Origin of the sequence: Lelliottia sp. F153 (assembly GCF_002870005.1) — a bacterium.
GTDB lineage: Bacteria > Pseudomonadota > Gammaproteobacteria > Enterobacterales > Enterobacteriaceae > Enterobacter > Enterobacter nimipressuralis.
In genome coordinates, this window is sequence record NZ_PKFT01000001.1 from 872,706 (window position 1) to 895,786 (window position 23,081).

The 23,081-nt window shown below is 54.9% G+C and carries 26 protein-coding genes and 1 other annotated feature; of the genes, 10 read left to right on the plus strand and 16 right to left on the minus strand.

The features are described from left to right. Positions 1-92 precede the first annotated feature (92 nt). The 8 genes from F153LOC_RS04145 (at position 93) to F153LOC_RS04180 (ending at position 8,218) form a co-directional block, all read left to right on the plus strand. Positions 93-926: a pyruvate, water dikinase regulatory protein gene (locus tag F153LOC_RS04145; protein ID WP_100780461.1), complete on the plus strand. Its 834-nt coding sequence runs from the start codon at positions 93-95 to the stop codon at positions 924-926. Between the two features lie 152 nt (positions 927-1,078). Then, on the plus strand, positions 1,079-2,125 hold the full coding sequence (gene aroH / locus F153LOC_RS04150; RefSeq protein WP_102103852.1) for a 3-deoxy-7-phosphoheptulonate synthase AroH: 1,047 nt from the start codon (positions 1,079-1,081) through the stop codon (positions 2,123-2,125). A gap of 181 nt (positions 2,126-2,306) precedes the next feature. Beyond that, positions 2,307-2,495, plus strand: coding sequence for a hemin uptake protein HemP (hemP, locus tag F153LOC_RS04155; protein ID WP_100780463.1), 189 nt, complete (start codon positions 2,307-2,309; stop codon positions 2,493-2,495). Between the two features lie 79 nt (positions 2,496-2,574). After that, the gene (locus tag F153LOC_RS04160) at positions 2,575-4,560 is read left to right on the plus strand and encodes a TonB-dependent hemoglobin/transferrin/lactoferrin family receptor (RefSeq protein ID WP_102103522.1); all 1,986 of its coding nucleotides are present in this window, start codon (positions 2,575-2,577) and stop codon (positions 4,558-4,560) included. Positions 4,561-4,607: 47 nt separating this feature from the next. Further along, the gene (locus F153LOC_RS04165) at positions 4,608-5,636 is read left to right on the plus strand and encodes a hemin-degrading factor (RefSeq protein ID WP_102103521.1); all 1,029 of its coding nucleotides are present in this window, start codon (positions 4,608-4,610) and stop codon (positions 5,634-5,636) included. Continuing rightward, positions 5,633-6,454 (plus strand): hemin ABC transporter substrate-binding protein, encoded by an 822-nt coding sequence (locus tag F153LOC_RS04170; RefSeq protein ID WP_102103520.1) that lies wholly within the window; start codon positions 5,633-5,635, stop codon positions 6,452-6,454. Before F153LOC_RS04165 ends, F153LOC_RS04170 begins: the two co-directional genes overlap by 4 nt. Beyond that, a complete protein-coding gene (locus tag F153LOC_RS04175) occupies positions 6,454-7,446 on the plus strand; it encodes an iron ABC transporter permease (protein ID WP_102103519.1) in 993 nt (330 codons plus the stop codon). Before F153LOC_RS04170 ends, F153LOC_RS04175 begins: the two co-directional genes overlap by 1 nt. Further along, positions 7,439-8,218, plus strand: a complete 780-nt coding sequence (locus F153LOC_RS04180; protein WP_102103518.1) for a heme ABC transporter ATP-binding protein — start codon at positions 7,439-7,441, stop codon at positions 8,216-8,218. Before F153LOC_RS04175 ends, F153LOC_RS04180 begins: the two co-directional genes overlap by 8 nt. Here the strand turns inward: F153LOC_RS04180 and selO are convergent. From selO to thrS, 14 genes are all read right to left on the minus strand, one after another. Next, on the minus strand, positions 8,215-9,657 hold the full coding sequence (selO, locus tag F153LOC_RS04185) for a protein adenylyltransferase SelO (protein ID WP_102103517.1): 1,443 nt from the start codon (positions 9,655-9,657) through the stop codon (positions 8,215-8,217). The genes F153LOC_RS04180 and selO overlap by 4 nt on opposite strands. A gap of 61 nt (positions 9,658-9,718) precedes the next feature. After that, positions 9,719-10,432: an EAL domain-containing protein gene (locus F153LOC_RS04190; protein WP_102103516.1), complete on the minus strand. Its 714-nt coding sequence runs from the start codon at positions 10,430-10,432 to the stop codon at positions 9,719-9,721. A 285-nt stretch (positions 10,433-10,717) separates the two neighbouring features. Beyond that, positions 10,718-11,182, minus strand: coding sequence for a C40 family peptidase (locus F153LOC_RS04195; RefSeq protein WP_100780471.1), 465 nt, complete (start codon positions 11,180-11,182; stop codon positions 10,718-10,720). A gap of 74 nt (positions 11,183-11,256) precedes the next feature. After that, complete coding sequence (btuD, locus tag F153LOC_RS04200; RefSeq protein ID WP_102103515.1) at positions 11,257-12,012, minus strand: vitamin B12 ABC transporter ATP-binding protein BtuD; 756 nt, start codon at positions 12,010-12,012, stop codon at positions 11,257-11,259. Beyond that, positions 12,012-12,563, minus strand: coding sequence for a glutathione peroxidase (locus F153LOC_RS04205; RefSeq protein WP_102103514.1), 552 nt, complete (start codon positions 12,561-12,563; stop codon positions 12,012-12,014). Before F153LOC_RS04205 ends, btuD begins: the two co-directional genes overlap by 1 nt. Before the next feature lie 35 nt (positions 12,564-12,598). Beyond that, positions 12,599-13,579: a vitamin B12 ABC transporter permease BtuC gene (gene btuC, locus F153LOC_RS04210; RefSeq protein WP_102103513.1), complete on the minus strand. Its 981-nt coding sequence runs from the start codon at positions 13,577-13,579 to the stop codon at positions 12,599-12,601. A gap of 101 nt (positions 13,580-13,680) precedes the next feature. Then, positions 13,681-13,980, minus strand: a complete 300-nt coding sequence (gene ihfA / locus F153LOC_RS04215) for an integration host factor subunit alpha (RefSeq protein ID WP_003857805.1) — start codon at positions 13,978-13,980, stop codon at positions 13,681-13,683. A gap of 4 nt (positions 13,981-13,984) precedes the next feature. Continuing rightward, positions 13,985-16,372, minus strand: coding sequence for a phenylalanine--tRNA ligase subunit beta (pheT, locus tag F153LOC_RS04220; RefSeq protein WP_102103512.1), 2,388 nt, complete (start codon positions 16,370-16,372; stop codon positions 13,985-13,987). A gap of 15 nt (positions 16,373-16,387) precedes the next feature. Continuing rightward, positions 16,388-17,371 (minus strand): phenylalanine--tRNA ligase subunit alpha, encoded by a 984-nt coding sequence (pheS, locus tag F153LOC_RS04225; protein WP_100780476.1) that lies wholly within the window; start codon positions 17,369-17,371, stop codon positions 16,388-16,390. Between the two features lie 40 nt (positions 17,372-17,411). Beyond that, positions 17,412-17,535: a sequence feature (Phe leader region), on the minus strand. Then, positions 17,486-17,530 carry a pheST operon leader peptide PheM gene (gene pheM, locus F153LOC_RS04230; RefSeq protein ID WP_001386830.1) on the minus strand — a complete coding sequence of 15 codons (45 nt, stop codon included), beginning with the start codon at positions 17,528-17,530 and terminating at the stop codon, positions 17,486-17,488. It overlaps the preceding feature by 45 nt. Positions 17,536-17,609: 74 nt before the next feature. Continuing rightward, on the minus strand, positions 17,610-17,966 hold the full coding sequence (rplT, locus tag F153LOC_RS04235; RefSeq protein ID WP_012017122.1) for a 50S ribosomal protein L20: 357 nt from the start codon (positions 17,964-17,966) through the stop codon (positions 17,610-17,612). A 54-nt stretch (positions 17,967-18,020) separates the two neighbouring features. Continuing rightward, positions 18,021-18,218 carry a 50S ribosomal protein L35 gene (gene rpmI / locus F153LOC_RS04240; protein ID WP_001124225.1) on the minus strand — a complete coding sequence of 66 codons (198 nt, stop codon included), beginning with the start codon at positions 18,216-18,218 and terminating at the stop codon, positions 18,021-18,023. 96 nt (positions 18,219-18,314) lie between these two features. Continuing rightward, a complete protein-coding gene (gene infC, locus F153LOC_RS04245) occupies positions 18,315-18,857 on the minus strand; it encodes a translation initiation factor IF-3 (protein WP_071818735.1) in 543 nt (180 codons plus the stop codon). Positions 18,858-18,860: 3 nt separating this feature from the next. Further along, positions 18,861-20,789 carry a threonine--tRNA ligase gene (thrS, locus tag F153LOC_RS04250; RefSeq protein ID WP_100780477.1) on the minus strand — a complete coding sequence of 643 codons (1,929 nt, stop codon included), beginning with the start codon at positions 20,787-20,789 and terminating at the stop codon, positions 18,861-18,863. A 314-nt stretch (positions 20,790-21,103) separates the two neighbouring features. Here thrS and yncL point away from each other — a divergent pair, with 314 nt between their 5' ends. Together yncL and yniD are read left to right on the plus strand one after the other, a co-directional pair. Continuing rightward, entirely contained in the window at positions 21,104-21,196 is a 93-nt protein-coding gene (yncL, locus tag F153LOC_RS04255) for a stress response membrane protein YncL (RefSeq protein WP_102103511.1), read from the plus strand. Positions 21,197-21,264: 68 nt separating this feature from the next. Beyond that, positions 21,265-21,375 carry a small membrane protein YniD gene (yniD, locus tag F153LOC_RS04260; protein WP_100780479.1) on the plus strand — a complete coding sequence of 37 codons (111 nt, stop codon included), beginning with the start codon at positions 21,265-21,267 and terminating at the stop codon, positions 21,373-21,375. 197 nt (positions 21,376-21,572) lie between these two features. Here yniD and F153LOC_RS04265 read toward each other — a convergent pair whose 3' ends face one another. Together F153LOC_RS04265 and F153LOC_RS04270 are read right to left on the minus strand one after the other, a co-directional pair. Continuing rightward, complete coding sequence (locus F153LOC_RS04265; RefSeq protein ID WP_100780480.1) at positions 21,573-21,806, minus strand: hypothetical protein; 234 nt, start codon at positions 21,804-21,806, stop codon at positions 21,573-21,575. Positions 21,807-22,072: 266 nt separating this feature from the next. Continuing rightward, positions 22,073-22,831 carry a YdiY family protein gene (locus F153LOC_RS04270; protein ID WP_100780481.1) on the minus strand — a complete coding sequence of 253 codons (759 nt, stop codon included), beginning with the start codon at positions 22,829-22,831 and terminating at the stop codon, positions 22,073-22,075. Positions 22,832-23,081 lie beyond the last annotated feature (250 nt).

Below are 23,081 nucleotides of genomic sequence, written 5' to 3' on the forward strand. Positions count from 1 at the left end.
TCATTTATAAATCAGACAAGTTCTTTGCTGTGTATTTTACTTTTTTAATTTATGCTTTCAGACAATTACGTACGATATTCAGGGTGGATAAAATGGATAATGCTGTGGATCGCCACGTTTTTTATATTTCTGATGGTACGGCGATCACCGCCGAAGTGCTGGGGCATGCGGTGATGTCGCAATTCCCGGTTGCGATTAACAGCATCACGCTGCCGTTTGTCGAAAACGAGAGCCGCGCAAAAGCGGTGAAAGAGCAGATCGATGCGATTTATCAGCAGACCGGGATTCGTCCGTTAGTCTTCTATTCCATTGTTATCCCCGAAATTCGCACTATTATTTTGCAAAGCGAAGGTTTCTGTCAGGACATTGTGCAGGCGCTGGTCGCTCCGCTGCAAAGCGAGCTAAAACTCGATCCGACACCCGTTGCCCATCGCACCCACGGCCTGAACCCCGGAAACCTGGTGAAGTATGACGCGCGTATTGCCGCCATCGATTACACCCTCGCCCACGACGACGGAATTTCGATGCGCAATCTCGATCAGGCGCAGGTGATTTTGCTCGGCGTGTCGCGCTGCGGCAAAACCCCGACCAGCCTCTATCTGGCGCTCCAGTTTGGTATTCGCGCCGCGAACTACCCGTTTATCGCCGATGATATGGACAACCTCGTGCTGCCCGCCGCCCTGAAACCGCTGCAACATAAGCTGTTCGGTTTGACGATAAACCCCGAGCGTCTGGCCGCCATTCGCGAGGAGCGCCGCGAAAACAGCCGTTACGCCTCGATGCGTCAGTGCCGCATGGAGGTCTCCGAAGTGGAAGCGTTGTACCGCAAAAACCAGATCCCATGGCTGAACAGCACCAACTATTCGGTGGAAGAGATCGCCACGAAAATCCTCGACATCATGGGGTTAAACCGTCGCATGTACTAATATGCTAGTACGATGGTTTATTTTCAGTTATCATCGCGTTCACGCTTCGGGGCAGAGTGGCCCCGAACTTGAATTCAGCAGGGATTGGTTTAAGGTGATGCCCATCACTTCCCGGTAGTCTGCCGATGAAGCAAAAAATTCTGAGAACTTCCATGAACAAAACTGACGAACTTCGCACAGCGCGTATCGAAAGTCTGGTTACGCCCGCCGAACTGGCCCAGCGCCATCCTGTCTCCGCAAGCGTGGCGGAACACGTGACAGCGTCACGTCGACGCATTGAAAAAATCCTCAACGGGGAAGACCGCCGTTTACTGGTGATTATTGGTCCCTGCTCCATTCACGATCTCGATGCGGCGATGGAGTACGCTCAGCGCCTGAAAGTGCTGCGCGATAAGCACCAGGATCGCCTTGAAATCGTGATGCGCACCTATTTTGAAAAGCCGCGCACCGTGGTGGGCTGGAAGGGTCTGATCTCCGATCCTGATCTGAACGGCAGCTACCGTGTGAACCACGGTATTGAGCTGGCGCGTAAACTGCTTTTGCAGGTCAACGAGCTGGGCGTGCCGACCGCGACCGAATTTCTGGATATGGTGACCGGGCAGTTTATCGCCGATCTCATCAGTTGGGGGGCCATCGGGGCTCGTACCACGGAGAGTCAGATCCACCGCGAGATGGCCTCGGCGCTCTCCTGCCCGGTGGGCTTTAAGAATGGCACCGATGGCAATACGCACATCGCGGTCGACGCGATTCGCGCCTCGCGCGCCAGCCATATGTTCCTCTCGCCGGATAAAAACGGCCAGATGACCATCTACCAGACCAGCGGCAACCCGTACGGCCATATCATCATGCGCGGCGGTAAAAAACCGAACTACCACGCGGAAGATATCGCGGCGGCGTGCGATACGCTGCACGAGTTTGATCTGCCTGAGCATCTGGTGGTGGATTTCAGCCACGGTAACTGTCAGAAACAGCATCGTCGCCAGCTGGATGTTTGCGATGAGATTTGCCAGCAGATCCGCAGCGGATCCACCGCAGTGGCCGGGATTATGGCCGAGAGCTTCCTGAAAGAAGGTACGCAGAAGGTAGTGGCCGGTCAGCCGATCGTGTACGGCCAGTCGATTACCGATCCGTGTCTGAGCTGGGAAGATAGCGCGTTGTTGCTGGAAAAACTGGCGGCAGCGGTCGATACCCGGTTCTGATCTCCCTGCCCCATTGTGCCGGGTGGCGCTATGCTTACCCGGCCTCTCCTCGTTTCTGCATAACGTCCTCAATCCGCAAGAATTGATCTCGTCACAAAATTTTCACAAAAACGCTTGCCGTGAAATTTCACTTTGTTGATAATGATTATCATTGTTACATTGATTGTTATTTATAAACACTATGTCACGCATTACTAACAGCACGGCAACGCGCGTACAAGAAGACACACAGCCAAAACCTGCTCCCCTGGAACGTCGTATCGACAGCAAGACTCTGCTGGGCGACGAGGGACGGGTCATTATTGAGCATGACGGCCAGCACTACCTGCTGCGCCAGACACATGCCGGAAAACTTATTCTCACTAAATAAACAATACCCAAACTATTCGCCAGCCACCCAGGTGATCCCCAGGCAGCCAGCGCTTTCGATTTCCAAATGGAGAGTTGCTATGCCATACCTGCATTCCGCGTCTTTGCGCCCCTCGCTGCTGGCGCTGGCCGTTGTCAGTGCCCTGCCGGGCGCTGCGTTTGCCGCCTCAGAAGAGATGACCGTCACCGCCACGGGTAACGCCCGTAGCACCTTTGAAGCGCCAATGATGGTCAGCGTGATCGACGCGACCTCCCCTGATAAACAGACCGCCAGCTCTGCCGCCGACCTGCTGCGCAATGTCCCAGGCATTACGCTCGACGGCACAGGGCGCACCAATGGTCAGGACGTTAACCTGCGCGGTTACGATCGCCGTGGCGTGCTGGTGCTGGTGGATGGCGTGCGTCAGGGGACTGACACCGGCCACCTGAACAGCACCTTCCTCGATCCTGCGCTGATCAAACGTATTGAAGTGGTACGCGGCCCGTCTGCCCTGCTCTACGGCAGCGGCGCGATGGGCGGGGTGATCTCCTATGACACCGTCGATGCCAAAGATCTGCTCGAAAACGGTAAAAACAGCGGTTTCCGCGTCTTCGGCACCGGTGCCACGGGCGATCACAGCATTGGCATGGGTGCCAGCGCGTTTGGTCGTACCGATACGCTGGATGGCCTGGTGGCCTGGTCCAGCCGCGATCGCGGGGATTTACGTCAGAGCGACGGGTCCACCGCGCCTAACGACGAATCTATCAACAACATGCTGGCGAAAGGCAGCTGGAAAATCGACAGCGCCCAGACCCTGGGCGGTGCCCTGCGCTACTACAACAACGCCGCGCAGGAGCCTAAAAACCCGCAGACCCTCGATGCGGATGACAGCAGCAACCCGATGACCGACCGTTCCACCATCCAGCGCGACGCTCAGCTCTCTTACGCTCTCGCGCCGGAGGGGAACGACTGGCTGAATGCCAACGCAAAAGTGTACTGGTCCGAGGCACGCATTAACGCCCAGAACGTCGACCGCACCGCTGAATTCCGCAAGCAGACGACCAAAGGCGGGAAAGTCGAGAACCGCACGCGCCTGTTCACCGACTCCTTCGCCTCGCATCTGCTGACCTACGGCGGAGAGTATTACCGTCAGGAGCAGAATCCAGGCGGGTCTACCACCGGCTTCCCGGACGCGAAAATCGACTTCAGCTCCGGCTGGCTGCAGGACGAAATCACCCTGCGCGACCTGCCGGTGACCCTGCTCGGCGGTACGCGCTATGACAACTACCGTGGCAGCAGCGACGGTTACGAAGATGTGGATGCAGATAAATGGTCATCCCGTGCGGGCTTAACCGTGACGCCAGCCGACTGGCTGATGCTGTTCGGCTCCTACGCGCAGGCGTTCCGCGCGCCAACGATGGGCGAGATGTATAACGATTCCAAACACTTCTCCATCGGCAGCTTCTACACCAACTACTGGGTGCCGAACCCGAATCTGCGTCCGGAAACCAACGAAACGCAGGAGTACGGTTTTGGCCTGCGCTTTGACGACCTGATGCTTGCCAACGATGAGCTGGAGTTCAAAGCCAGCTACTTCGACACCAAGGCGAAAGATTACATCTCCACCACCGTCGACTTTGCGGCCGCCACCACCATGTCCTATAACGTACCCAACGCCAAAATCTGGGGCTGGGACGTGATGGCGAAATACTCGGCTGATCTGTTCAGCCTGGATATGGCCTACAACCGCACGCGCGGGAAAGACACCGATACGGGCGAATACATCTCCAGCATTAACCCGGATACCGTCACCAGCAAACTGAACGTACCGGTGGCGCAAAGCGGCTTCTCCGTGGGCTGGATCGGTACCTTCGTCGATCGCTCCACGCACATCAGCAGCTCATACAGCAAGCAGCCTGGCTACGCGGTGAATGACTTCTACGTCAGCTATCAGGGTCAGGAGCAGTTGAAAGGCGTCACCACCACGCTGGTGCTCGGCAACGCCTTTGACAAAGAGTACTGGTCCCCGCAGGGCATCCCGCAGGATGGACGCAACGGCAAGATTTTCGTCAGTTATCAGTGGTAATCACCTTGCCCCGGCTCGCCGGGGCGCTTATCTGGAAGGAAGAGACAATGAATCACTACACACGCTGGATTGAGCTAAAAGAACAAAACCCTGGCAAATACGCACGCGACATCGCCGCCATGATGGGCATCAGCGAAGCTGAACTGACCTCCGCACGCGTGGGCCACGACGCCTGGCGCCTGCACGGTGAAGTGCGAGAGATCCTCAGCGCGCTCGAAGCGGTAGGCGAAACCAAGTGCATTTGCCGCAACGAATACGCGGTACATGAGCAGGTCGGCAGCTTTACCAATCAGCATCTCAGCGGCCACGCCGGGCTGGTGCTGAACCCGGGTGCGCTCGATCTGCGCCTGTTCCTGAATCAGTGGGCCTACGTGTTCCACATCAGCGAAGCCACCGCGCGCGGCGAACGCCAGAGCATTCAGTTCTTTGACCATCAGGGCGATGCGCTGCTGAAGGTCTACACCACCGACAACACCGATGTCTCGGCGTGGGGTGATGTTTTGACCCGCTTTATCTTTGCCGATAACCCGCCGCTGGCGCTGAAAGCCGCCGACGCAGTGGCTCACGCCGCTGAAGTGGACGGAAATACGGTGGACAGCGAATGGCGGGCGATGACCGATGTACATCAGTTCTTCAGCCTGCTGAAGCGCCATAACCTGAGCCGTCAGCAGGCGTTCCGCCTGGTCGGAGACGATCTGGCCTGCAAAGTGGATAACAGCGCGCTGGGGCAACTGCTGGAAACCGCGCGTCAGGACGGCAACGAAATCATGGTCTTTGTCGGTAACCGTGGCTGCGTGCAGATCTTCACCGGTGCCGTGCAAAAACTGGTCCCGATGAAAGGCTGGCTGAACATCTTTAACCCGACTTTCACCCTGCATCTGCTGGAAGAGACCATCGCTGAGACCTGGGTCACGCGTAAACCGACCGCCGACGGGCACGTCACCAGTCTGGAGCTGTTTGCCGCAGACGGTACGCAAATTGCCCAGCTTTACGGCCAGCGCACCGAAGGCCAGCCGGAACAAACCCAGTGGCGCGCACAGATCGACGCGCTGGCGCCAAAAGGGCTGGCCGCATGAGAAAACTGCTTGCCCTGATTGTCGCGCTACCGCTGACGGCTTTTGCCGCTGCGCAGGAGAAAATTGTCTCGCTGGGCGGTGACGTGACGGAGATTGTGTACGCCCTGGGCGCAGAGTCATCGCTCGTCGCCCGCGACAGCACCAGCCAGTGGCCGCAACCGGCCACAGCGCTGCTGGACGTGGGCTATCTGCGTCAGCTGAACGCCGAAGGGATTCTGGCGATGCGCCCGACGCTGGTGCTGGCAAGTGCGCAGGCTCAGCCGTCGCTGGCGCTCAAACAGGTCGAGCAGAGCAACGTCCGGGTCGTCACCGTGCCGGGCAGTAACGATCTCAGCGTCATCGACGAAAAGGTGCGGGTGATTGCTGAAGCGACCCATCGCGTTGAGCAGGGTGATGCTCTGCGTAAAAACCTGCGTCAGGCACTGACGGCGCTGCCGTCGTCACCGCTCAATAAACGGGTGCTGTTCATCCTCAATCACGGCGGGATGACCGCCATGGCGGCGGGCCAGCAGACCGGCGCGGATGCGGCGATCCGCGCCGCAGGGTTGCAGAATGCGATGCAGGGTTTTGCGCGCTATCAACCGCTTTCGCAGGAGGGTGTGATTGCCAGCCAGCCGGATCTGGTGGTGATTTCGCAGGATGGCGTGAGCGCGATGGGTGGCGAAGACAATCTCTGGAAGCTGCCAGGCCTGGCGCAAACCCCGGCGGGCAAAAATAAGCAGGTGTTGCAGATTGACGATATGGCGCTGCTCGGGTTTAGCGTGCGCACGCCGCAGGCTATTCAGCAGCTGCGCGACAAAGCGGAGCAACTCCCCTGATGCCTCGCCGGATCACCCTCTCCCTGTGGGGGCTGGCGTTGACGCTGGCGCTGATGACGCTGCTGGCGACCGGTTTTGGCGCGTTGCGCCTGCCGATCACCCTGCTGTGGAACGGCACCGATGAAGCGCTGCGCCAGATCTGGTTCACCATTCGCCTCCCCCGCGTGCTGCTGGCGCTGGTGATTGGCGGGTCGCTGGCGCTGGCAGGCTGTGTGATGCAGGGGCTGTTTCGTAACCCGCTCGCCGACCCCGGTCTGCTGGGTATCAGCAGCGGTGCGGCCTGCGCCGTGGCGCTGTGGGTGGTATTGCCCGTGACGCTGCCGGCGCTGCTGATGCTTTACGCTCCGATGCTGGCGGCGTTCCTTGGCGCGCTGGCGGCGACACTGGTTATTTTTCTGCTCAGCCAGCAGCGTGACAGCTCCCTGTCGCGCCTGCTGCTGGTAGGCATTGCCATCAACGCCCTGTGCGGTGCGGCGGTTGGCGTGTTGTCGTGGGTCAGCAATGATGCGCAGCTCCGCCAGTTGTCCCTGTGGGGGATGGGCAGTCTGGGGTCGGCGCAGTGGTCGACGCTGCTGGCTGTCACCTCGCTGATGATCCCGACGGTGCTGATTATCTGGCGGTTAGCGGGTGCGCTGAATTTGCTGCAGCTGGGCGACGAAGAGGCGCACTACCTGGGGGTGGACGTCCGCGTGGTGCAGCGTATTTTGCTGCTGTGTAGCGCGTTGCTGGTCGCCTCTGCGGTCGCCGTCAGCGGCGTGATCGGCTTTATCGGTCTGGTGGTTCCGCATCTGATGCGCATGTGGCTGGGATCGGATCATCGCGCGGTGATCCCCGGTTCGGTGCTGGCGGGCGCATTTTTACTGCTGATCGCCGACACTCTCGCCCGGACGGCCGTCGCCCCTGCGGAGATGCCGGTCGGCCTGCTGACCAGTCTCCTTGGCGCTCCCTGGTTCCTGTGGCTCATTTTCCGTCGCGGAGGACACCATGGCTGAACAATTTAGCGCGCGGGCACTGACCTACCGCACAGCAGACAAGACCGTGATACGTGAGGTGTCGCTCTCGCTGGAGCCGGGTGAACTGGTGGCGCTGATCGGCCCTAATGGCGCAGGGAAATCGACGCTGCTGCGTCTGCTGACCGGCTTTCTGAAACCCGCGTCGGGAGAGTGCATGCTGAACGGAAGACCGCTGGAGGCCTGGAGTACGCAGACGCTGTCCCGCCATCGCGCGGTGATGCGCCAGCAGACCCAGCTGGGCTTCGACTGGCCGGTTGAAGCGGTCATTGGCATGGGACGTGCGCCCTGGACGCCGCAGCCGGAAGGCGCAGTGATCCATCAGGTGATGCAGATAACCGGCTGTCTGCCGCTGGCGGGAAGGCGTTACGCCTCCCTGTCGGGCGGTGAGCAGCAGCGGGTGCAACTCGCCCGCGCCCTGGCGCAGTTATGGTGCGACGGCGCGCCGCGCGGCTGGCTGTTTCTCGATGAACCGACCTCGGCGCTGGACCTTTATCACCAGCAGCATTTGCTGCGCCTGATGAAATCCTTAACCGCACAGGGCGATCTGCACGTCTGCGTGGTGCTGCACGATCTCAATCTGGCCGCCCTGTGGGCCGACCGGATTGTGTTATTGCACGAAGGAGAGATTGTGTCGCAGGGGTCGCCGGAAAGCGTGTTACGCGCACAGGATCTGGCGCGCTGGTACGGGGCGCAGGTGCACGTGGGCCAGCATCCGGTGAATGCGGCCCCGCAGGTGTTTCTCGCGCCTTAGCTTGAACAGCTCACTTCCAGCCGCTTGCCCCAGTCCGGTGGGCGGCTGACATAATCATCGCTGCGATCCGCATACGGCGTGCGTAGGGCATCGTGCAGACGGTGCAGCTCTGCGTAGTCCCCCTGCTCTGCCTGTTCAATCGCCCGCTGCGCCAGCCAGTTGCGCAGAACCATCGCCGGATTAACGGCTTTCATCTGCGCCTGACGGTCGTCGTCCTGAATTTCCTCACGCTGCAAGCGCTCACGGTAGGTGCCAAACCAGCTGTCAAAAGCCGCTCTGTCGATAAACTCATCGCGCAGCGGCGAGGCTGCACTCTGCTGTTCCGTCTGACTCAGCATGCGGAAAGTGCGGGTGTAATCACTACCCTCTCGGGCCATCAGCGCAAACAGTGCATTCAGAATATCGTTATCGCCCTTCTCCTGCGTCGTCAGCCCAAGCTTGCGGCGCATCAGCTTGCCGTATTCCTGCATCAGAACCTCCTGATAGAGATCCAGCGCATCGTTCAGGGCTTCCACATCAATAAACGGCGACAGAGACTGGGCGAGGCGCTGCAGATTCCACAGGCCCACCGCTGGCTGGTTTTCAAAGCTGTAGCGCCCCTGATGATCTGAGTGATTGCAGATAAAATCTGGCTGATAGTCATCAAGGAAACCGTACGGGCCGTAATCCATGGTCAGGCCCAGGATCGACATGTTATCGGTGTTCATCACGCCGTGGGCAAAGCCGACGGTTTGCCAGCAGGCCATCAGCGACGCGGTGCGCGCCACGACATCACGGAACCACAGGATGTATTTGTCCGCGTCATCCTGCCAGTGCGGCCAGTGATGACGAATGACAAAATCTGCCAGCTGGCGGACTTTTTCCGGCTCACGGCGATAGTAGAAGTGCTCGAAATGGCCGAAGCGGACGTGGCTTTGCGCGATGCGCATCAGCATCGCGCCCGGCTCGTAGGTTTCGCGGGCAATCTGCGTATCGCTGGTCACGATGGATAAGGCGCGCGTGGTGGGAATACCAAGCGCATGCATCGCTTCTGAGGCGAGACTTTCGCGGATCGTCGAGCGCAGCACCGCGCGTCCGTCGCCCATGCGGGAATACGGCGTCAGTCCGGCCCCTTTCAGGTGCCAGTCGACGGTCTGGCCGTTCGCAAGCTGCTGTTCACCCAGCAGAATGCCGCGACCGTCGCCGAGCTGACCGGCCCAGACGCCAAACTGATGACCGCTGTAGACCTGTGCCAAAGGCTGCATGCCCGGAAGCAGCGCTTCGCCGCCCCAGACGCCAGCGCCGGTCGCGGGCTGGAATAGCGATGGCGGAATGCCTAACTCGCTGGCAAGGCTGTCGTTATGCCAGATGATCCGGGCGTTGGTCAGCGGCGTTGGATTAAGTGCGGTGTAGAAATCTGGCAGTTCATCGTGCCAGTGAGCAGTAAAAGACAGGGTCATAAGTCCTCCTGCCTCTAGTGTAGAGGGTTTACCCGTGCTTAAACACGGGCGAATGGCAGGGTTATCGTTGAACGAGCGTGGTGACCTGACTCGCGGGGACTGCGGACCACAAATTCCCTTGCATGGCACTAAAACGGAAAGGTATCACCCGTCGCAGAACCTCTTCATCATCCACTCCCGCGATCATCACCGACAGGCAGTACGGCGAGATTTGTGCAAGGATCGCGCGCATAAATGGCTCGAAGGAAAACTCCGCGACACGCTGCTGGATAAACCCTTTATCCAGCGCAACGCGGGTAAACAGCCCGTCAAAAATGGCTTTATTCGACGCGGCACCGGCACCGTAGTCGGCCAGCACCATCGGGAAATGGATCGCCATTCTCGCCAGCATGAGATCATCTTTGCCGTTATTTAAACCGGGATAATTCTCATTAACCGTGAACTCAAGAAAAGGATAACGATCTAATATTGCCCCGGCATTTCTATCCGTTAAAAGATACTCACTAATGACCGGCGTAATATTTATCCATGCAATAAGCTGATGCTGCACAAAAAAAAGTTTGCAGGAATCCAGCAGGTCGAGTTTCTCTTTAAACAGCGTTAACTCGTCTTCTGCAGTGAGATGAGGCTTCACCAGCTCAGTAGGGATGCGGACGTCAGACCCCACGCTAACAAAGTTAGCCAGGATCTCTAAACCCTGTAGCTCCCCTGCGATATTGCGCGCCGGGAGTAATAACAGTTCAGATTGATAAGGATTATTCAGGGTGACAATCATAGAGCCTGCCCCGCGTTAACGACGATATCTTGCATCCTGGAGCAACGGCTAAAACAATTCAACTTTATTGATTTTAATAGAGTTAATTTCATTCTTTCCTTTTATATTTTAAGATTTTTCCCTCAATCTAAAAATAATCTTATCCTGGATATCAAATAATATCCAGTATTCACGAATTCAGGGACTTACAGAATTAATTAATGTTACGTAATGTATCAAAACAGCAATGAGTCAGAAAACAGCGCGACTTAACCAAAATCGCGCTTAAGAAAGAAGAGAGTGGGGCTATATACGGCGCGCCTGCCAGAAGTTTTTCCGCCAGTAAACATTATCTAAGGAAGACCTCATCACACCGCGACTGGTCGAGGCGTGAATAAACTGGTTGTCGGTATCATAAATGCCAACATGTAAGCCACTTTCTCCCGAACCCGTTTTAAAGAATACCAGGTCACCGGGAAGCAGATCGTCTTTGTCTATTTCAGTGCCAATTTTGGCCTGCGTGCGGGTATCGCGCGGGAGTTGCAGATCGAATTTATCGCGGAATGTCATCAGCACAAAGCCAGAGCAATCTACTCCGCCCCGGCTCATGCCGCCATAGCGATAGGGTGTCCCGCGCCAGTTTTGCAACTGATCGTTCAGGTTGGCTATCACGGTTATTGAATCCGATAACCGCGGATTAGGGGGTGGCGCACGATGGCTACTGCATCCTGCAAGTAATAACATGCCCACGATCAGAAACCAGAATCGCATTTCCAGACGAATCCTCTGCTTTTTTTGTCCTTTCCGTAATTTAGCCTGTGATTACACAACCTTGCAAGAAACGCTTATTCCTGGACGGTAGAAATCAGCATTCTGTGCCCTTCGATGTCCAGCCGCCGGAAAGGCATTCCGTAAGCTGTCGCCAGATTGGGCGGTGTGAGCACGGTGTCACGCGGGCCGCTGGCGAGCAGTTTTCCGCGCGCCAAAAGCCACACGCGATGGGCGTGACGCAGCGTATGGTTCAGGTCATGGCTGCTCATCACCACGGCAATGCCCCTGCCAGACAGCAGGCTGAGCTGCTTATCCAGCGCCGCCTGCTGCGCGACGTCCAGACTGCTCATCGGCTCATCCAGCAGCAGCAGACTACCGTGTGGGTTTCCCGCCGGATGGATTTGCAGGATCACCGCCGCAAGCCGCACGCGCTGCCACTCCCCGCCAGAAAGCTGGTTGACGTTGCGCGTAAGCTTATCAGTCAGCCCAAGCGCTCCGGTGAGGTCATCCATAAGTGATGACGAGGATTTATCATGCTGATGCAGCGCCAGATAGTGCCAGACAGGCATGGCGAAGGGCGGCGTTTGCTGTTGCACCAGATAACTGCGCCGGTGCGCCAGCGACACAGGCGACCATTCATGAAGAGAATGCCCGTGTAACAGGATATCGCCCTCGCCTGACGTCAGCCCGGCCATCCGCGCGAGCAATGTGCTTTTCCCGGCACCGTTTGGCCCCACGAGGTGCACGATCTCACCCACGTGGATTTCCGCGCTGACCGGTTCCAGTCTTCCCTTCTCCGCGACGCCCGCGAGCTGCATCAGCTGTGTCATTACTTCGCCAGCGCCAGTTTAATGGACTCCATCACGATCGGATCTTCCGGCGTCATATCTGGTGCAAAGCGCTGCACCACCTGACCATCACGGCCAATCAGGAATTTTTCGAAATTCCACAAAATATCGTCTGGATAGAGCGGAGCGCGCCCTTTGCTCGCCATCCGCTCGTAGAAACCGCTGCCTTCCGGCGCGACGGCTGCAGGCGCTGCGGCGACCAGTTTTTCATACAGCGGATGGCGGTTTTCGCCGTTGACGTCGATTTTGCTGAACATCGGGAATGTCACGCCATAAGTGGTGCTGCAAAAGGTTTTGATCTCGTCTTCGCTGCCCGGCTCCTGACCCAGGAACTGGTTGCAGGGGAATCCGAGGACCACAAATCCGTCTTTTTCCCAGGCTTTCTGGATGTTCTCCAGCTGTTCGTACTGCGGCGTCAGACCACATTTCGAGGCGACGTTGACCACCAGCAGAACCTTACCTTTGTAACTTTCAAGCGTCGTGTTTTCGCCATCAATGGTCGTGACTTCGGTATTCAAAATATCGTAATGCATAGCGTCCCCTTAGATTGTCTTACGGTTGGGCGGATCTAACGTCCGGCCTTTAATAGTAGCCAGATAAATACGGGCGCGCCCAGTGTTGCGGTTACGACCCCAATCGGCAGCTCGGCGGCACTCATGGCCAGACGGGCAATAATATCGGCAATCAGCAGCGTTGCCGCGCCTGCAATGGCGGCGGCGGGCAGTAAAGTACGATGATCGGTAATTCCGCCGAGGCGCAGCATATGGGGAATCACCAGGCCAATAAAACCTATGGCCCCGGCCAGCGCGACGCTGACGCCAACCATCCAGCCGATAGCGACCACCAGCACATTGCGCCACAGGCCGATCGACAGGCCCAGCTGGCGGGCAGAGATCTCACCCAGCGCCAGCATGTTTAGCGGTTTCGCCTGGAAAGCGGCCCACAGGATCGCCGGAATCAGTAGCGCCATCAGCCAGCCTTGTCGCCAGTCCACGCCGCCAAAACCGCCCATCATCCAGTACATCAGCTGGCGCAGGTCGAATGAGGTGGAGAAATAGACCGCCCAGGTCATCAAAGCGCTGCAGATAATCCCCAGCGCGACGCCGGCCAGCAGCAGACGGCTGGTGGATAAATGCCGTCTGGCGAAGCGCAGTAAAATCACGGTGATAAGCAGCGCACCGGCGATCGCGCTAAGGCTCACACCCCAGCCAGAAAGACTTCCACTGACCAGCATCGTTGCGGCGATAAGGCCGACGCCTGCGCCATTGGAGACGCCGAGCAGCCCCGGTTCCGCCAGTGGGTTTTCAAATAAGGCCTGCATGATGGTGCCACACAGCGCCAGCGCCGCACCGACCAGCACGACGGCTACCGTACGCGGCAGGCGAATTTGCCAGACAAACAGTTTACCCTGATCGCTCAACCAGTGTTCTGGCCCGATCCACTGCTCTCCAGCACACAGGCTCACGGCAAAAATGGCGAGCAGAATTGTCATCAGTGCCAGCAGCCAGCGCAGATCGGAATGGTGTTGTTGACGGGCAAAATCGAGCATGGGTTCGGTTTTCGTGTGAGTGATGATGTTGATTTTACGGTGGGTATGCCTTCGCGCAAAGAAAAAAGGCCGCGATTGCGGCCTTTTTGGGTTAGTTCATATTACTCTGCTTTGGGCGTTGCGTTTTCGACACGGCTTTTTAACTTCTGGCCGGGTCTGAAGGTCACCACGCGGCGGGCTGTAATGGGAATATCTTCCCCCGTCTTCGGGTTGCGACCCGGACGTTGGTTTTTGTCTCGCAAATCAAAATTGCCAAAACCGGAGAGTTTTACCTGCTCACCATTTTCCAGAGCACGACGGATCTCTTCGAAAAATAGCTCTACCAGCTCTTTGGCATCCCGTTTGCTAAGCCCAAGCTTATCAAACAGATATTCTGACATTTCAGCTTTTGTAAGCGCCATAGGTTCAATCCCTCAATGATGCCTGGAATCGCTCTTTTAATGCCTCTACACATCTGGCAACGGTAGCGGCAATCTCCTCTTCTTCGAGTGTACGGCTGGTATCCTGAAGGATAAGGCTAATAGCGAGGCTCTTAGAACCTTCTGCTACGCCCTTGCCGCGGTACACGTCAAATAAGTTTACGCCAACTACCTGATTTACGCCAACTTTCTTACATTCGGCCAAAATATCTGCTGCGGGCACATTTTCAGCGACCACAACGGCGATATCGCGGCGGTTCGCCGGGAAGCGCGAAACGTCCTGAGCCTGAGGAACCACGCGGTCTGCGACCTTGTTCCACTCCAGCTCAAACACCATGGTGCGGCCATTCAAGTCCAGTTTGCGTTCCAGCTCAGGATGAACAACACCAACGAAACCAACGCGTTCACCGTGTAAATAAATGGCAGCGCTCTGGCCCGGATGCAGGGCTGGAATGGCTTCTGCGCGGAACTCAATTTCAGAAAGTTTACCGGTCAGTTCGAGAACTGACTCCAGATCGCCTTTCACATCGTAGTAATCAACGCTGTTTTTGGTCAGATCCCAGTGCTCTTCATAGCGGTTGCCGCAGATAGCGCCAGCCAGCATCAGATCCTGACGGATACCGAGATTTGCCTGGGTATCAGGCACAAAGCGCAGACCGGTTTCGAAGATACGTACGCGGCTCTGCTGACGGTTCTGGTTATAAACGATGGTGCCAAGCAGACCGGTCCACAGGGAGAGGCGCATCGCGGACATTTCGCTGGAGATCGGGCTTGGCAGGATCAGGGCTTCCTGGCCTGGGTGGATCATCTGCTGCAGTTTCGGATCCACGAAGCTGTAGGTGATCACTTCCTGATAGCCTTTGTCGTTCAGCATGGTTTTCACACGCTTAAGAGACAGGTTGGCTTCGCGATGGGTGCCCATCATCAGGCCGGCCTGTACAGGCTCGTCAGGGATGTTGTTGTAGCCGTAAATACGAGCCACTTCTTCCACCAGATCTTCTTCGATTTCCATATCGAAACGCCAGCTTGGTGCAACGGCCTGCCACTGGTCCTGGCCTTCGGTAACCTCACAGCCCAGACGGCGCAGGATATCGCTCACCTGCGCATCCGCAATGTGATGGCCAATCAGACGATCCAGCTTGCTACGACGCAGCGTGATAGTCGCACGCTGAGGCAGCGCAGACTCATTGGTCACATCAATCACTGGACCCGCTTCACCGCCGCAGATATCGATCAGCAGGCGAGTGGCACGTTCCATCGCTTTGTACTGCAGTGCCGGATCAACACCGCGCTCGTAGCGGTGAGAGGCATCAGTATGCAGACCGTGGCGACGCGCGCGGCCGGTAATGGACAGCGGGCTGAAGAATGCACACTCCAGCAGAACATTTTGCGTGTCGTCGTTAACGCCTGAGTGCTCGCCACCGAAGATGCCGCCCATAGCCAGCGCTTTGGTGTGGTCAGCAATGACCAGCGTATCGGCATTCAGTTTGGCTTCGCTGCCGTCCAGCAGAACCAGCGTTTCACCCTCTTTCGCCATACGCACGACGATCCCGCCTTCGATACGATCTTTATCGAATGCGTGCATCGGCTGGCCGAGTTCAAGCAGAACGTAGTTGGTTACGTCAACCACCGCATCGATAGAACGTATTCCGCAGCGACGCAGTTTTTCTTTCATCCACAGTGGCGTTGGCGCTTTGACGTTGATGCCTTTAACCACACGGCCAAGGTAGCGCGGGCATGCATCAGCGGCTTCGACCTGAATCGGCAGCGTGTCGGTGATGGTTGCCGCAACGGGCGCGATGTCCGGCACGTTCAGTTCGGTCTGGTTCAGCACCGCAACGTCGCGCGCCACGCCGATAATCCCTAAGCAATCGGCACGGTTTGGCGTCACGCTGATTTCGATGGTGTTGTCATCCAGCTTCAGGTATTCGCGGATGTCAGTGCCAATCGGCGCATCAACAGGCAGTTCGATAATGCCGTTGTGATCGTCGGAAATACCCAGCTCGGAGAACGAGCACAACATGCCTTCTGACGGCTCGCCGCGCAGTTTGGCGGCTTTAATTTTGAAATCGCCCGGCAGAACCGCGCCGACAGTGGCGACAGCCACTTTCAGACCTTGTCGGCAGTTTGGTGCGCCGCAGACGATATCGAGAAGACGTTCGCCGCCAACGTTCACTTTTGTCACGCGCAGTTTGTCGGCGTTCGGGTGCTGGCCGCACTCGACCACTTCACCGACAACCACGCCGTTGAATGTGCCGGAAACTGGCTCAACACCGTCCACCTCAAGGCCAGCCATGGTGATTTGGTTAGAGAGCGCTTCGCTGTCGAGCGTGGTGTTCACCCATTCGCGTAACCACAGTTCACTGAATTTCATTGTTCTGTCCTGCCCTTATTTAAACTGTTTGAGGAAACGCAGATCGTTTTCGAAGAATGCGCGCAAATCGGTCACGCCGTAACGCAGCATGGTCAGACGCTCCATGCCCATACCGAAGGCGAAGCCGGAATAGACTTCCGGATCGATACCCACGTTACGCAGGACGTTTGGATGCACCATGCCGCAGCCAAGCACTTCGAGCCATTTGCCGTTTTTACCCATCACGTCCACTTCCGCAGAAGGTTCGGTGAACGGGAAGTAGGACGGACGGAAACGAATCTGCAGATCTTCTTCAAAGAAGTTACGCAGGAAGTCGTGCAGCGTGCCTTTCAGGTTGGTAAAGCTGATGTTCTTATCAACGATCAAGCCTTCCATCTGATGGAACATCGGGGTGTGCGTCTGGTCGTAATCGTTACGATAGACGCGGCCCGGCGCGATAATGCGGATCGGCGGCTCTTGCTCTTTCATCGTGCGGATCTGCACGCCAGAGGTCTGGGTGCGCAGCAGACGGGTGGCATCAAACCAGAAAGTGTCGTGGTCAGCACGTGCCGGATGATGGCCAGGAATGTTCAGGGCATCGAAGTTATGGTAGTCATCTTCGATTTCCGGGCCAGTCGCCACGGTAAAGCCGAGCTCACCGAAGAAACTTTCAATGCGGTCGATGGTACGCGTGACCGGGTGCAGACCACCATTCTCAATGCGACGACCCGGCAGGGAGACGTCAATGGTCTCTTCGGCCAGACGGGCATTCAGCGCGGCGCTTTCTAAATCGTATTTGCGCGCATTCAGTGCCTGTTGAACCTGCTCTTTGGCTTCGTTAATCACCGCACCCGCTGCCGGGCGCTCTTCTGGCGGCAATTCACGCAGGGTGGTCATTTGCAGGGTCAGATGCCCTTTCTTGCCCAGATATTCGACGCGGACATTGTCTAATGCGGCAACATCTGAGGCCTGATTAATGGCTGCCGTTGCACTGGCAACCAGCTCTGCGAGATGTGACATGGTTTTCCTCGTTATGTGGCGATATTCATAAGCGGTAGAAACAAAAAAAGCCTCCATCAGGAGGCTTTCTGGCGCTGTTTTTCGTTTCATCTTTCACGCGCAAGCCCCCTGAATTCAGGTGCTAAAGTAAAAGAAGAAGCGGAAAATAGCAGCATTCATGCTTGCGTTACCTTATGTGTTCATTCATCCCGAAGGGGTGGAAATGAAAGAGGGAGCAAAGCCCCCTCTCTCAACTGGCTTATGCCAGTGCTGCTTTCGCTTTTTCGACCAGAGCGGTGAACGCTAATTTGTCGAATACTGCGATGTCAGCCAGGATCTTACGGTCGATTTCAACAGAGGCTTTTTTCAGGCCGTTGATGAATTTGCTGTAAGAAATACCGTTCTGACGTGCTGCTGCGTTGATACGCGCAATCCACAGTTGACGGAACTGACGCTTACGTTGACGACGGTCACGGTAAGCATACTGACCAGCTTTGATAACAGCCTGGAAGGCAACGCGGTATACGCGAGAACGCGCACCGTAGTAGCCTTTAGCTTGTTTCAAAATTTTCTTGTGACGTGCACGGGCAACTACACCACGTTTTACGCGAGCCATATGTGCTCTCCTGTATCTATTCTAAGTTAAAAAAGGTTAATAAACGTTTACGACTTATGCGTACGGCAGGCACGCGATTACCAGGCCCAGATCGCCTTTGGAAACCATGGCTTTAGGACGCAGGTGACGTTTACGCTTGGTAGCTTTTTTAGTCAGAATGTGACGCAGGTTAGCGTGCTTGTGCTTAAAACCACCTTTACCGGTTTTTTTGAAGCGCTTAGCAGCACCGCGTACGGTCTTAATTTTTGGCATTTTAATAACTTCCACTTCGCATTGTTAATAAACGAAACATAGGCGAACAAAACCTGCGAAGCCCTTAGGCTCCACAGGAATTGCTACTTGAAGGCCTTACTGTTTCTTCTTAGGAGCGAGCACCATGATCATCTGGCGGCCTTCGATCTTCGATGGGAAGGATTCGACCACTGCCAGTTCACTCAGATCGTCACGGACGCGATTAAGCACTTCCATACCGATCTGCTGGTGAGCCATCTCACGACCGCGGAAACGCAGCGTGATCTTAGCTTTATCACCCTCTTCCAGAAAGCGTACCAGGCTGCGGAGTTTTACCTGGTAATCGCCATCGTCGGTGCCAGGTCGGAATTTAATTTCCTTAACCTGAATAACTTTTTGCTTTTTCTTCTGTTCCTTAGAAGACTTGCTCTTTTCATAGAGGAATTTGCCGTAATCCATGATACGACAAACTGGCGGCTCGGCGTTAGGGCTGATTTCGACCAAGTCTACTCCGGATTCTTCAGCTTTTTCCAGAGCTTCTCTCAGACTCACAATACCAAGCTGCTCGCCTTCCAGACCTGTTAAGCGAACTTCTTGCGCGCGAATTTCGCTGTTGATACGATTCGGGCGCGCCGTTTGAACTCGTTTTCCGCCTTTAATACCTTATTCCTCCAGTTGTTGAAGACTGCGGCTGCGAATCTCTTGTCGCAGCTTCTCAATCACTTCACTTACGTCCAGGCTACCCAGGTCTTTACCACGGCGGGTGCGAACGGCAACTTTGCCTGCTTCCACCTCTTTATCACCACAGACCAACATGTAAGGTACCCGACGTAAAGTGTGCTCGCGGATTTTAAAGCCAATCTTCTCATTTCTCAAGTCCGCTTTTACGCGAATGCCCGCATTTTGTAGTTTCTGCGTCAATTCTTTAACGTAATCGGCCTGAGAATCGGTGATATTCATGACCACGACCTGCACCGGCGCGAGCCAGGTTGGGAAGAAGCCTGCAAACTCTTCAGTCAGAATGCCGATAAAGCGTTCGATAGACCCAAGAATTGCACGGTGAATCATTACCGGCACCTGACGCTCGTTGTCTTCGCCCACATAGGAGGCGCTTAAACGCTGCGGCAAGGAGAAGTCCAGCTGGACTGTTCCGCACTGCCATGCGCGATCGAGGCAGTCATACAGTGTAAATTCAATTTTCGGACCGTAGAATGCGCCTTCACCCACCTGATACTCAAACGGGATATTGTTCTCTTCCAGCGCAACTGCCAGATCCGCCTCTGCACGATCCCAGGTCTCGTCGCTACCGATACGTTTTTCCGGACGAGTTGAGAGTTTGACGACGATTTTCTCGAAGCCAAAGGTGCTATACATATCGTAGACCATACGAATACAGGCGTTGACTTCATCACGCACCTGATCTTCGGTACAGAAAATGTGCGCATCATCCTGAGTAAAGCCACGAACACGCATCAAACCATGCAGTGCGCCTGATGGCTCATTACGATGGCAACTGCCGAACTCCGCCATACGCAGCGGCAGATCGCGGTAGGATTTCAGACCTTGGTTGAAGATCTGAACGTGGCCCGGGCAGTTCATTGGCTTGATGCAGTATTCACGGTTCTCAGAAGAGGTGGTGAACATCGCATCTTTGTAGTTGTCCCAGTGGCCTGTTTTTTCCCACAGTACACGGTCCATCATGAACGGGCCTTTCACTTCCTGATACTGGTACTCTTTCAGCTTGGAGCGCACGAAAGTTTCCAGCTCACGGAAGATAGTCCAGCCGTCGTTATGCCAGAAGACCATACCCGGCGCTTCTTCCTGCATATGATACAGGTCGAGCTGCTTACCGATTTTACGGTGGTCGCGTTTTGCGGCCTCTTCTAGACGCTGCAGGTAGGCGCTCAGGGCCTTCTTATCTGCCCACGCGGTACCATAAATACGCTGCAACATCTTGTTGTTGCTGTCGCCGCGCCAGTAAGCGCCAGCGGTTTTCATCAGTTTGAAGTGATGACAGAAACGCATGTTCGGCACGTGCGGTCCACGGCACATGTCGACGTATTCTTCGTGATGATACAAGCCAGGCTTGTCATCATGCGCGATGTTCTCATCAAGAATAGAAACTTTATAGTTCTCGCCACGCTTCACGAAGGTTTCACGCGCTTCGTGCCAGCTGACTTTTTTCTTGATGACATCGTAGTTGGTCTCGGCGAGCTCGTGCATACGTTTTTCGAGCGCGTCGATATCTTCCTGGGTCAGGGTGTGGTCAAGGTCAACGTCATAATAGAAGCCGTTGTCGATCACCGGGCCGATCGCCATTTTGGTGTTTGGCCAGAGCTGTTTGATGGCATGGCCTAACAGGTGCGCACAAGAGTGACGAATGATCTCAAGACCTTCATCGTTCTTCGCGGTAATGATGGAGAGCTGAGCGTCGTTTTCAATCAGATCGGAGGCATCAACCAGTTCACCATTAACACGGCCAGCGATGGTCGCTTTTGCGAGTCCAGGACCAATGTCCAGGGCAACATCCATCGGGCTAACGGCGTGGTCGTAATGGCGTTGGCTGCCATCAGGAAGAGTAATTACAGGCATTTTATATCCTTATTTGCAGTGATGCCCCACACATAAGAGCATATACAAAGAAAATAATCGTATTTTATCAATAGATTGCAACACCATCTGACCAACAATCGTCAAATTGGCTCGCAGTCTGGAACAGTGACGAATCAGACAAAGGCTGATTTACGTTCTGCACCCTGATGGTAACACTAAAAAAAGGGTGAATGCACCCTCTGCGACCAGATTGATGTCTCTCATACATTTGTATGAGTTTTAGGGGGTAGCGCTCGCAATCCCATTTTGCTGAGCTAATCTTGAACTGGTCCTGACAACGTAAGGGGCGTTACATGAATGTTTCCAGTAGAACTGTAGTGGTACTGAATATTGTTTCAGCAGCGGCGCTGGTCATGATCCTGGCTGATAAGTTTCACTGGTTTTGACCCCCAAGGCTGACACTGCATAACAGCTTTTGATAGACTCACGTTATCAACTGACGAGGGAACGGGTTATGCCAACAAAACGCTTTGCACAAAAACACTGGAAAATGGTGGTGGTATTAATCGCCATCTGCGGTGCGATGCTTTTATTACGCTGGGCAGCAATGATCTGGGGCGTGTAGCGTGCTGGGGTATTAATTCACGTTAGTGACGTGTAGTGAGTAACATGCAGTGGTGCGGCATTTATTAATATGACAGCAATATTGTCCATTCGCATGTAAGCGCTGTTTCCGACATAAAATAATTTTCAGGTTCGCATAATGCGAAAAACCGGTACATCTTCATCCGGTTTTTTCACTGCTGGCGTGATCCAATAATATTAAGACCACTCACCCGCAACCAGTTTGTGCACATCAAAGGCGTCATTCATTGACTGACCGGTAGACTGAGAGCCCGGCGCGATGTTAGAACCCGCTTCAACATCAGAAGCGCGGGTGATACCGATTTGGTTGGTGGTGTCACTGGCAGGTTGGGTTACTGAATCAGCAGCAAATACACCAAATGACAGTGCGGAGAGCACCATTGCTGCTGCAGCATTTTTGATTTTATTCATAATGATTCTTCTCTATATCTGAATTAATGCAGTACAACGTGAGGCAATTAATGCCTGTATTCACAGTGTAGATCTGGATCACACTTTTGCCTAGTCAATTTATTTATCAAATCGTGTCAAATAAATTGAATGTATATCTCTGAGGGGAATTATGAAGAAATTATGGAGAATAACGCTGTGGTATTAATTTAAAACGCTGTTCAATATTTAATAGCACGCTTTGTTAAAATAAATATACGGGCCGATAATATATCGGCCCGCGAATATTACATTTTATAGCCTAAAGAAACGGTCGTTCTGCGATCGGTATGTTCTGGTGCGGATGCCGGTGGCTCCGAGTTCCAGGTCACGTTGTACGCCACTTTTAAACCAAAGTGTTCGTTGATCGCCACGTTCAGCGCGGTTTCAGAGTTCAGTGTCGTATCATCAGCCCCAAACACAGAGACGCCCTGGGTAAATTTGGCGTTATCGGTGAACTGCCAGGCATAGGTGCCGGATGCATAACCCAGCGGCTGCGTTTTGGTATCGCCGTCAGTGTACTCGTCGTAACGTACACCCGGACCGAATTCAAAACGGAAGCTGTGAACCGGACCATTCAGGAACTGACGACCATAACCCGCAGTGAAGACGTCACGCTGGCGATAGCCATTGTAGCGGTCAGTTAACCAGCTTGCCTGGCCGAAAAGATAGTCATAATCCGTCATGTTGTAACGGCTACGGCCACCCACTGCATATTTCTCAGAGGAGCGCTCGTCATTAGATGAGGTGTTACTGGCGTTACCCCACAGGGACCAGGCGGTGGTATTGCCGTACCAGGTCATTGTGGTGTCTGCGGTCAGGGAGGAGCTTTTGGTGTTACCTGATTGCGCCAGATAGCCCGCGTTAAGGTTACCTTCAAACGGTTTCTGCGCAGTGGATGGGTCATCCATGACAGTAAAAACGGTATCGTCAGCGGCTGCGTACATCGAGGCAAACACGCCACCCGCCAGCATCAATGCGGCAGGTACTGTCTTCAAGAGCTTCATTTATAAAGGAGTCCGTACAACAAAAAAAGAGACCATCACGGTCTCGGAAACTTTCTTGAGGATCAATGACAAGGCATCCATAGAAAGGTAACAAATTATAAAAAGGCTCATATAACATAGCAATGATTTCTTATTTCATTTTTTGAATAAGAACGATCTCAAATCGTTAATTAATTCATATTAAAAACGCACATAACGTCTAAACATTTATATTTAAAATCATACTGTTATTTACTTTCCCTTCTCGTCT

Excerpts from the sequence above, each read along its gene's own strand:
- F153LOC_RS04270 (WP_100780481.1), bottom strand. The coding sequence starts at position 22,831 with ATGAAGCTCTTGAAGACAGTACCTGCCGCATTGATGCTGGCGGGTGGC.
- F153LOC_RS04265 (WP_100780480.1), bottom strand. The coding sequence starts at position 21,806 with ATGAATAAAATCAAAAATGCTGCAGCAGCAATGGTGCTCTCCGCACTG.
- F153LOC_RS04165 (WP_102103521.1), top strand. The coding sequence starts at position 4,608 with ATGAATCACTACACACGCTGGATTGAGCTAAAAGAACAAAACCCTGGC.
- btuC (WP_102103513.1), bottom strand. The coding sequence starts at position 13,579 with ATGCTCGATTTTGCCCGTCAACAACACCATTCCGATCTGCGCTGGCTG.
- F153LOC_RS04180 (WP_102103518.1), top strand. The coding sequence starts at position 7,439 with ATGGCTGAACAATTTAGCGCGCGGGCACTGACCTACCGCACAGCAGAC.
- rpmI (WP_001124225.1), bottom strand. The coding sequence starts at position 18,218 with ATGCCAAAAATTAAGACCGTACGCGGTGCTGCTAAGCGCTTCAAAAAA.
- F153LOC_RS04170 (WP_102103520.1), top strand. The coding sequence starts at position 5,633 with ATGAGAAAACTGCTTGCCCTGATTGTCGCGCTACCGCTGACGGCTTTT.
- thrS (WP_100780477.1), bottom strand. The coding sequence starts at position 20,789 with ATGCCTGTAATTACTCTTCCTGATGGCAGCCAACGCCATTACGACCAC.
- rplT (WP_012017122.1), bottom strand. The coding sequence starts at position 17,966 with ATGGCTCGCGTAAAACGTGGTGTAGTTGCCCGTGCACGTCACAAGAAA.
- selO (WP_102103517.1), bottom strand. The coding sequence starts at position 9,657 with ATGACCCTGTCTTTTACTGCTCACTGGCACGATGAACTGCCAGATTTC.
- aroH (WP_102103852.1), top strand. The coding sequence starts at position 1,079 with ATGAACAAAACTGACGAACTTCGCACAGCGCGTATCGAAAGTCTGGTT.
- yncL (WP_102103511.1), top strand. The coding sequence starts at position 21,104 with ATGAATGTTTCCAGTAGAACTGTAGTGGTACTGAATATTGTTTCAGCA.
- F153LOC_RS04190 (WP_102103516.1), bottom strand. The coding sequence starts at position 10,432 with ATGATTGTCACCCTGAATAATCCTTATCAATCTGAACTGTTATTACTC.
- yniD (WP_100780479.1), top strand. The coding sequence starts at position 21,265 with ATGCCAACAAAACGCTTTGCACAAAAACACTGGAAAATGGTGGTGGTA.
- pheT (WP_102103512.1), bottom strand. The coding sequence starts at position 16,372 with ATGAAATTCAGTGAACTGTGGTTACGCGAATGGGTGAACACCACGCTC.
- ihfA (WP_003857805.1), bottom strand. The coding sequence starts at position 13,980 with ATGGCGCTTACAAAAGCTGAAATGTCAGAATATCTGTTTGATAAGCTT.
- F153LOC_RS04175 (WP_102103519.1), top strand. The coding sequence starts at position 6,454 with ATGCCTCGCCGGATCACCCTCTCCCTGTGGGGGCTGGCGTTGACGCTG.
- F153LOC_RS04205 (WP_102103514.1), bottom strand. The coding sequence starts at position 12,563 with ATGCATTACGATATTTTGAATACCGAAGTCACGACCATTGATGGCGAA.
- btuD (WP_102103515.1), bottom strand. The coding sequence starts at position 12,012 with ATGACACAGCTGATGCAGCTCGCGGGCGTCGCGGAGAAGGGAAGACTG.
- F153LOC_RS04145 (WP_100780461.1), top strand. The coding sequence starts at position 93 with ATGGATAATGCTGTGGATCGCCACGTTTTTTATATTTCTGATGGTACG.
- F153LOC_RS04160 (WP_102103522.1), top strand. The coding sequence starts at position 2,575 with ATGCCATACCTGCATTCCGCGTCTTTGCGCCCCTCGCTGCTGGCGCTG.
- pheS (WP_100780476.1), bottom strand. The coding sequence starts at position 17,371 with ATGTCACATCTCGCAGAGCTGGTTGCCAGTGCAACGGCAGCCATTAAT.
- hemP (WP_100780463.1), top strand. The coding sequence starts at position 2,307 with ATGTCACGCATTACTAACAGCACGGCAACGCGCGTACAAGAAGACACA.
- F153LOC_RS04195 (WP_100780471.1), bottom strand. The coding sequence starts at position 11,182 with ATGCGATTCTGGTTTCTGATCGTGGGCATGTTATTACTTGCAGGATGC.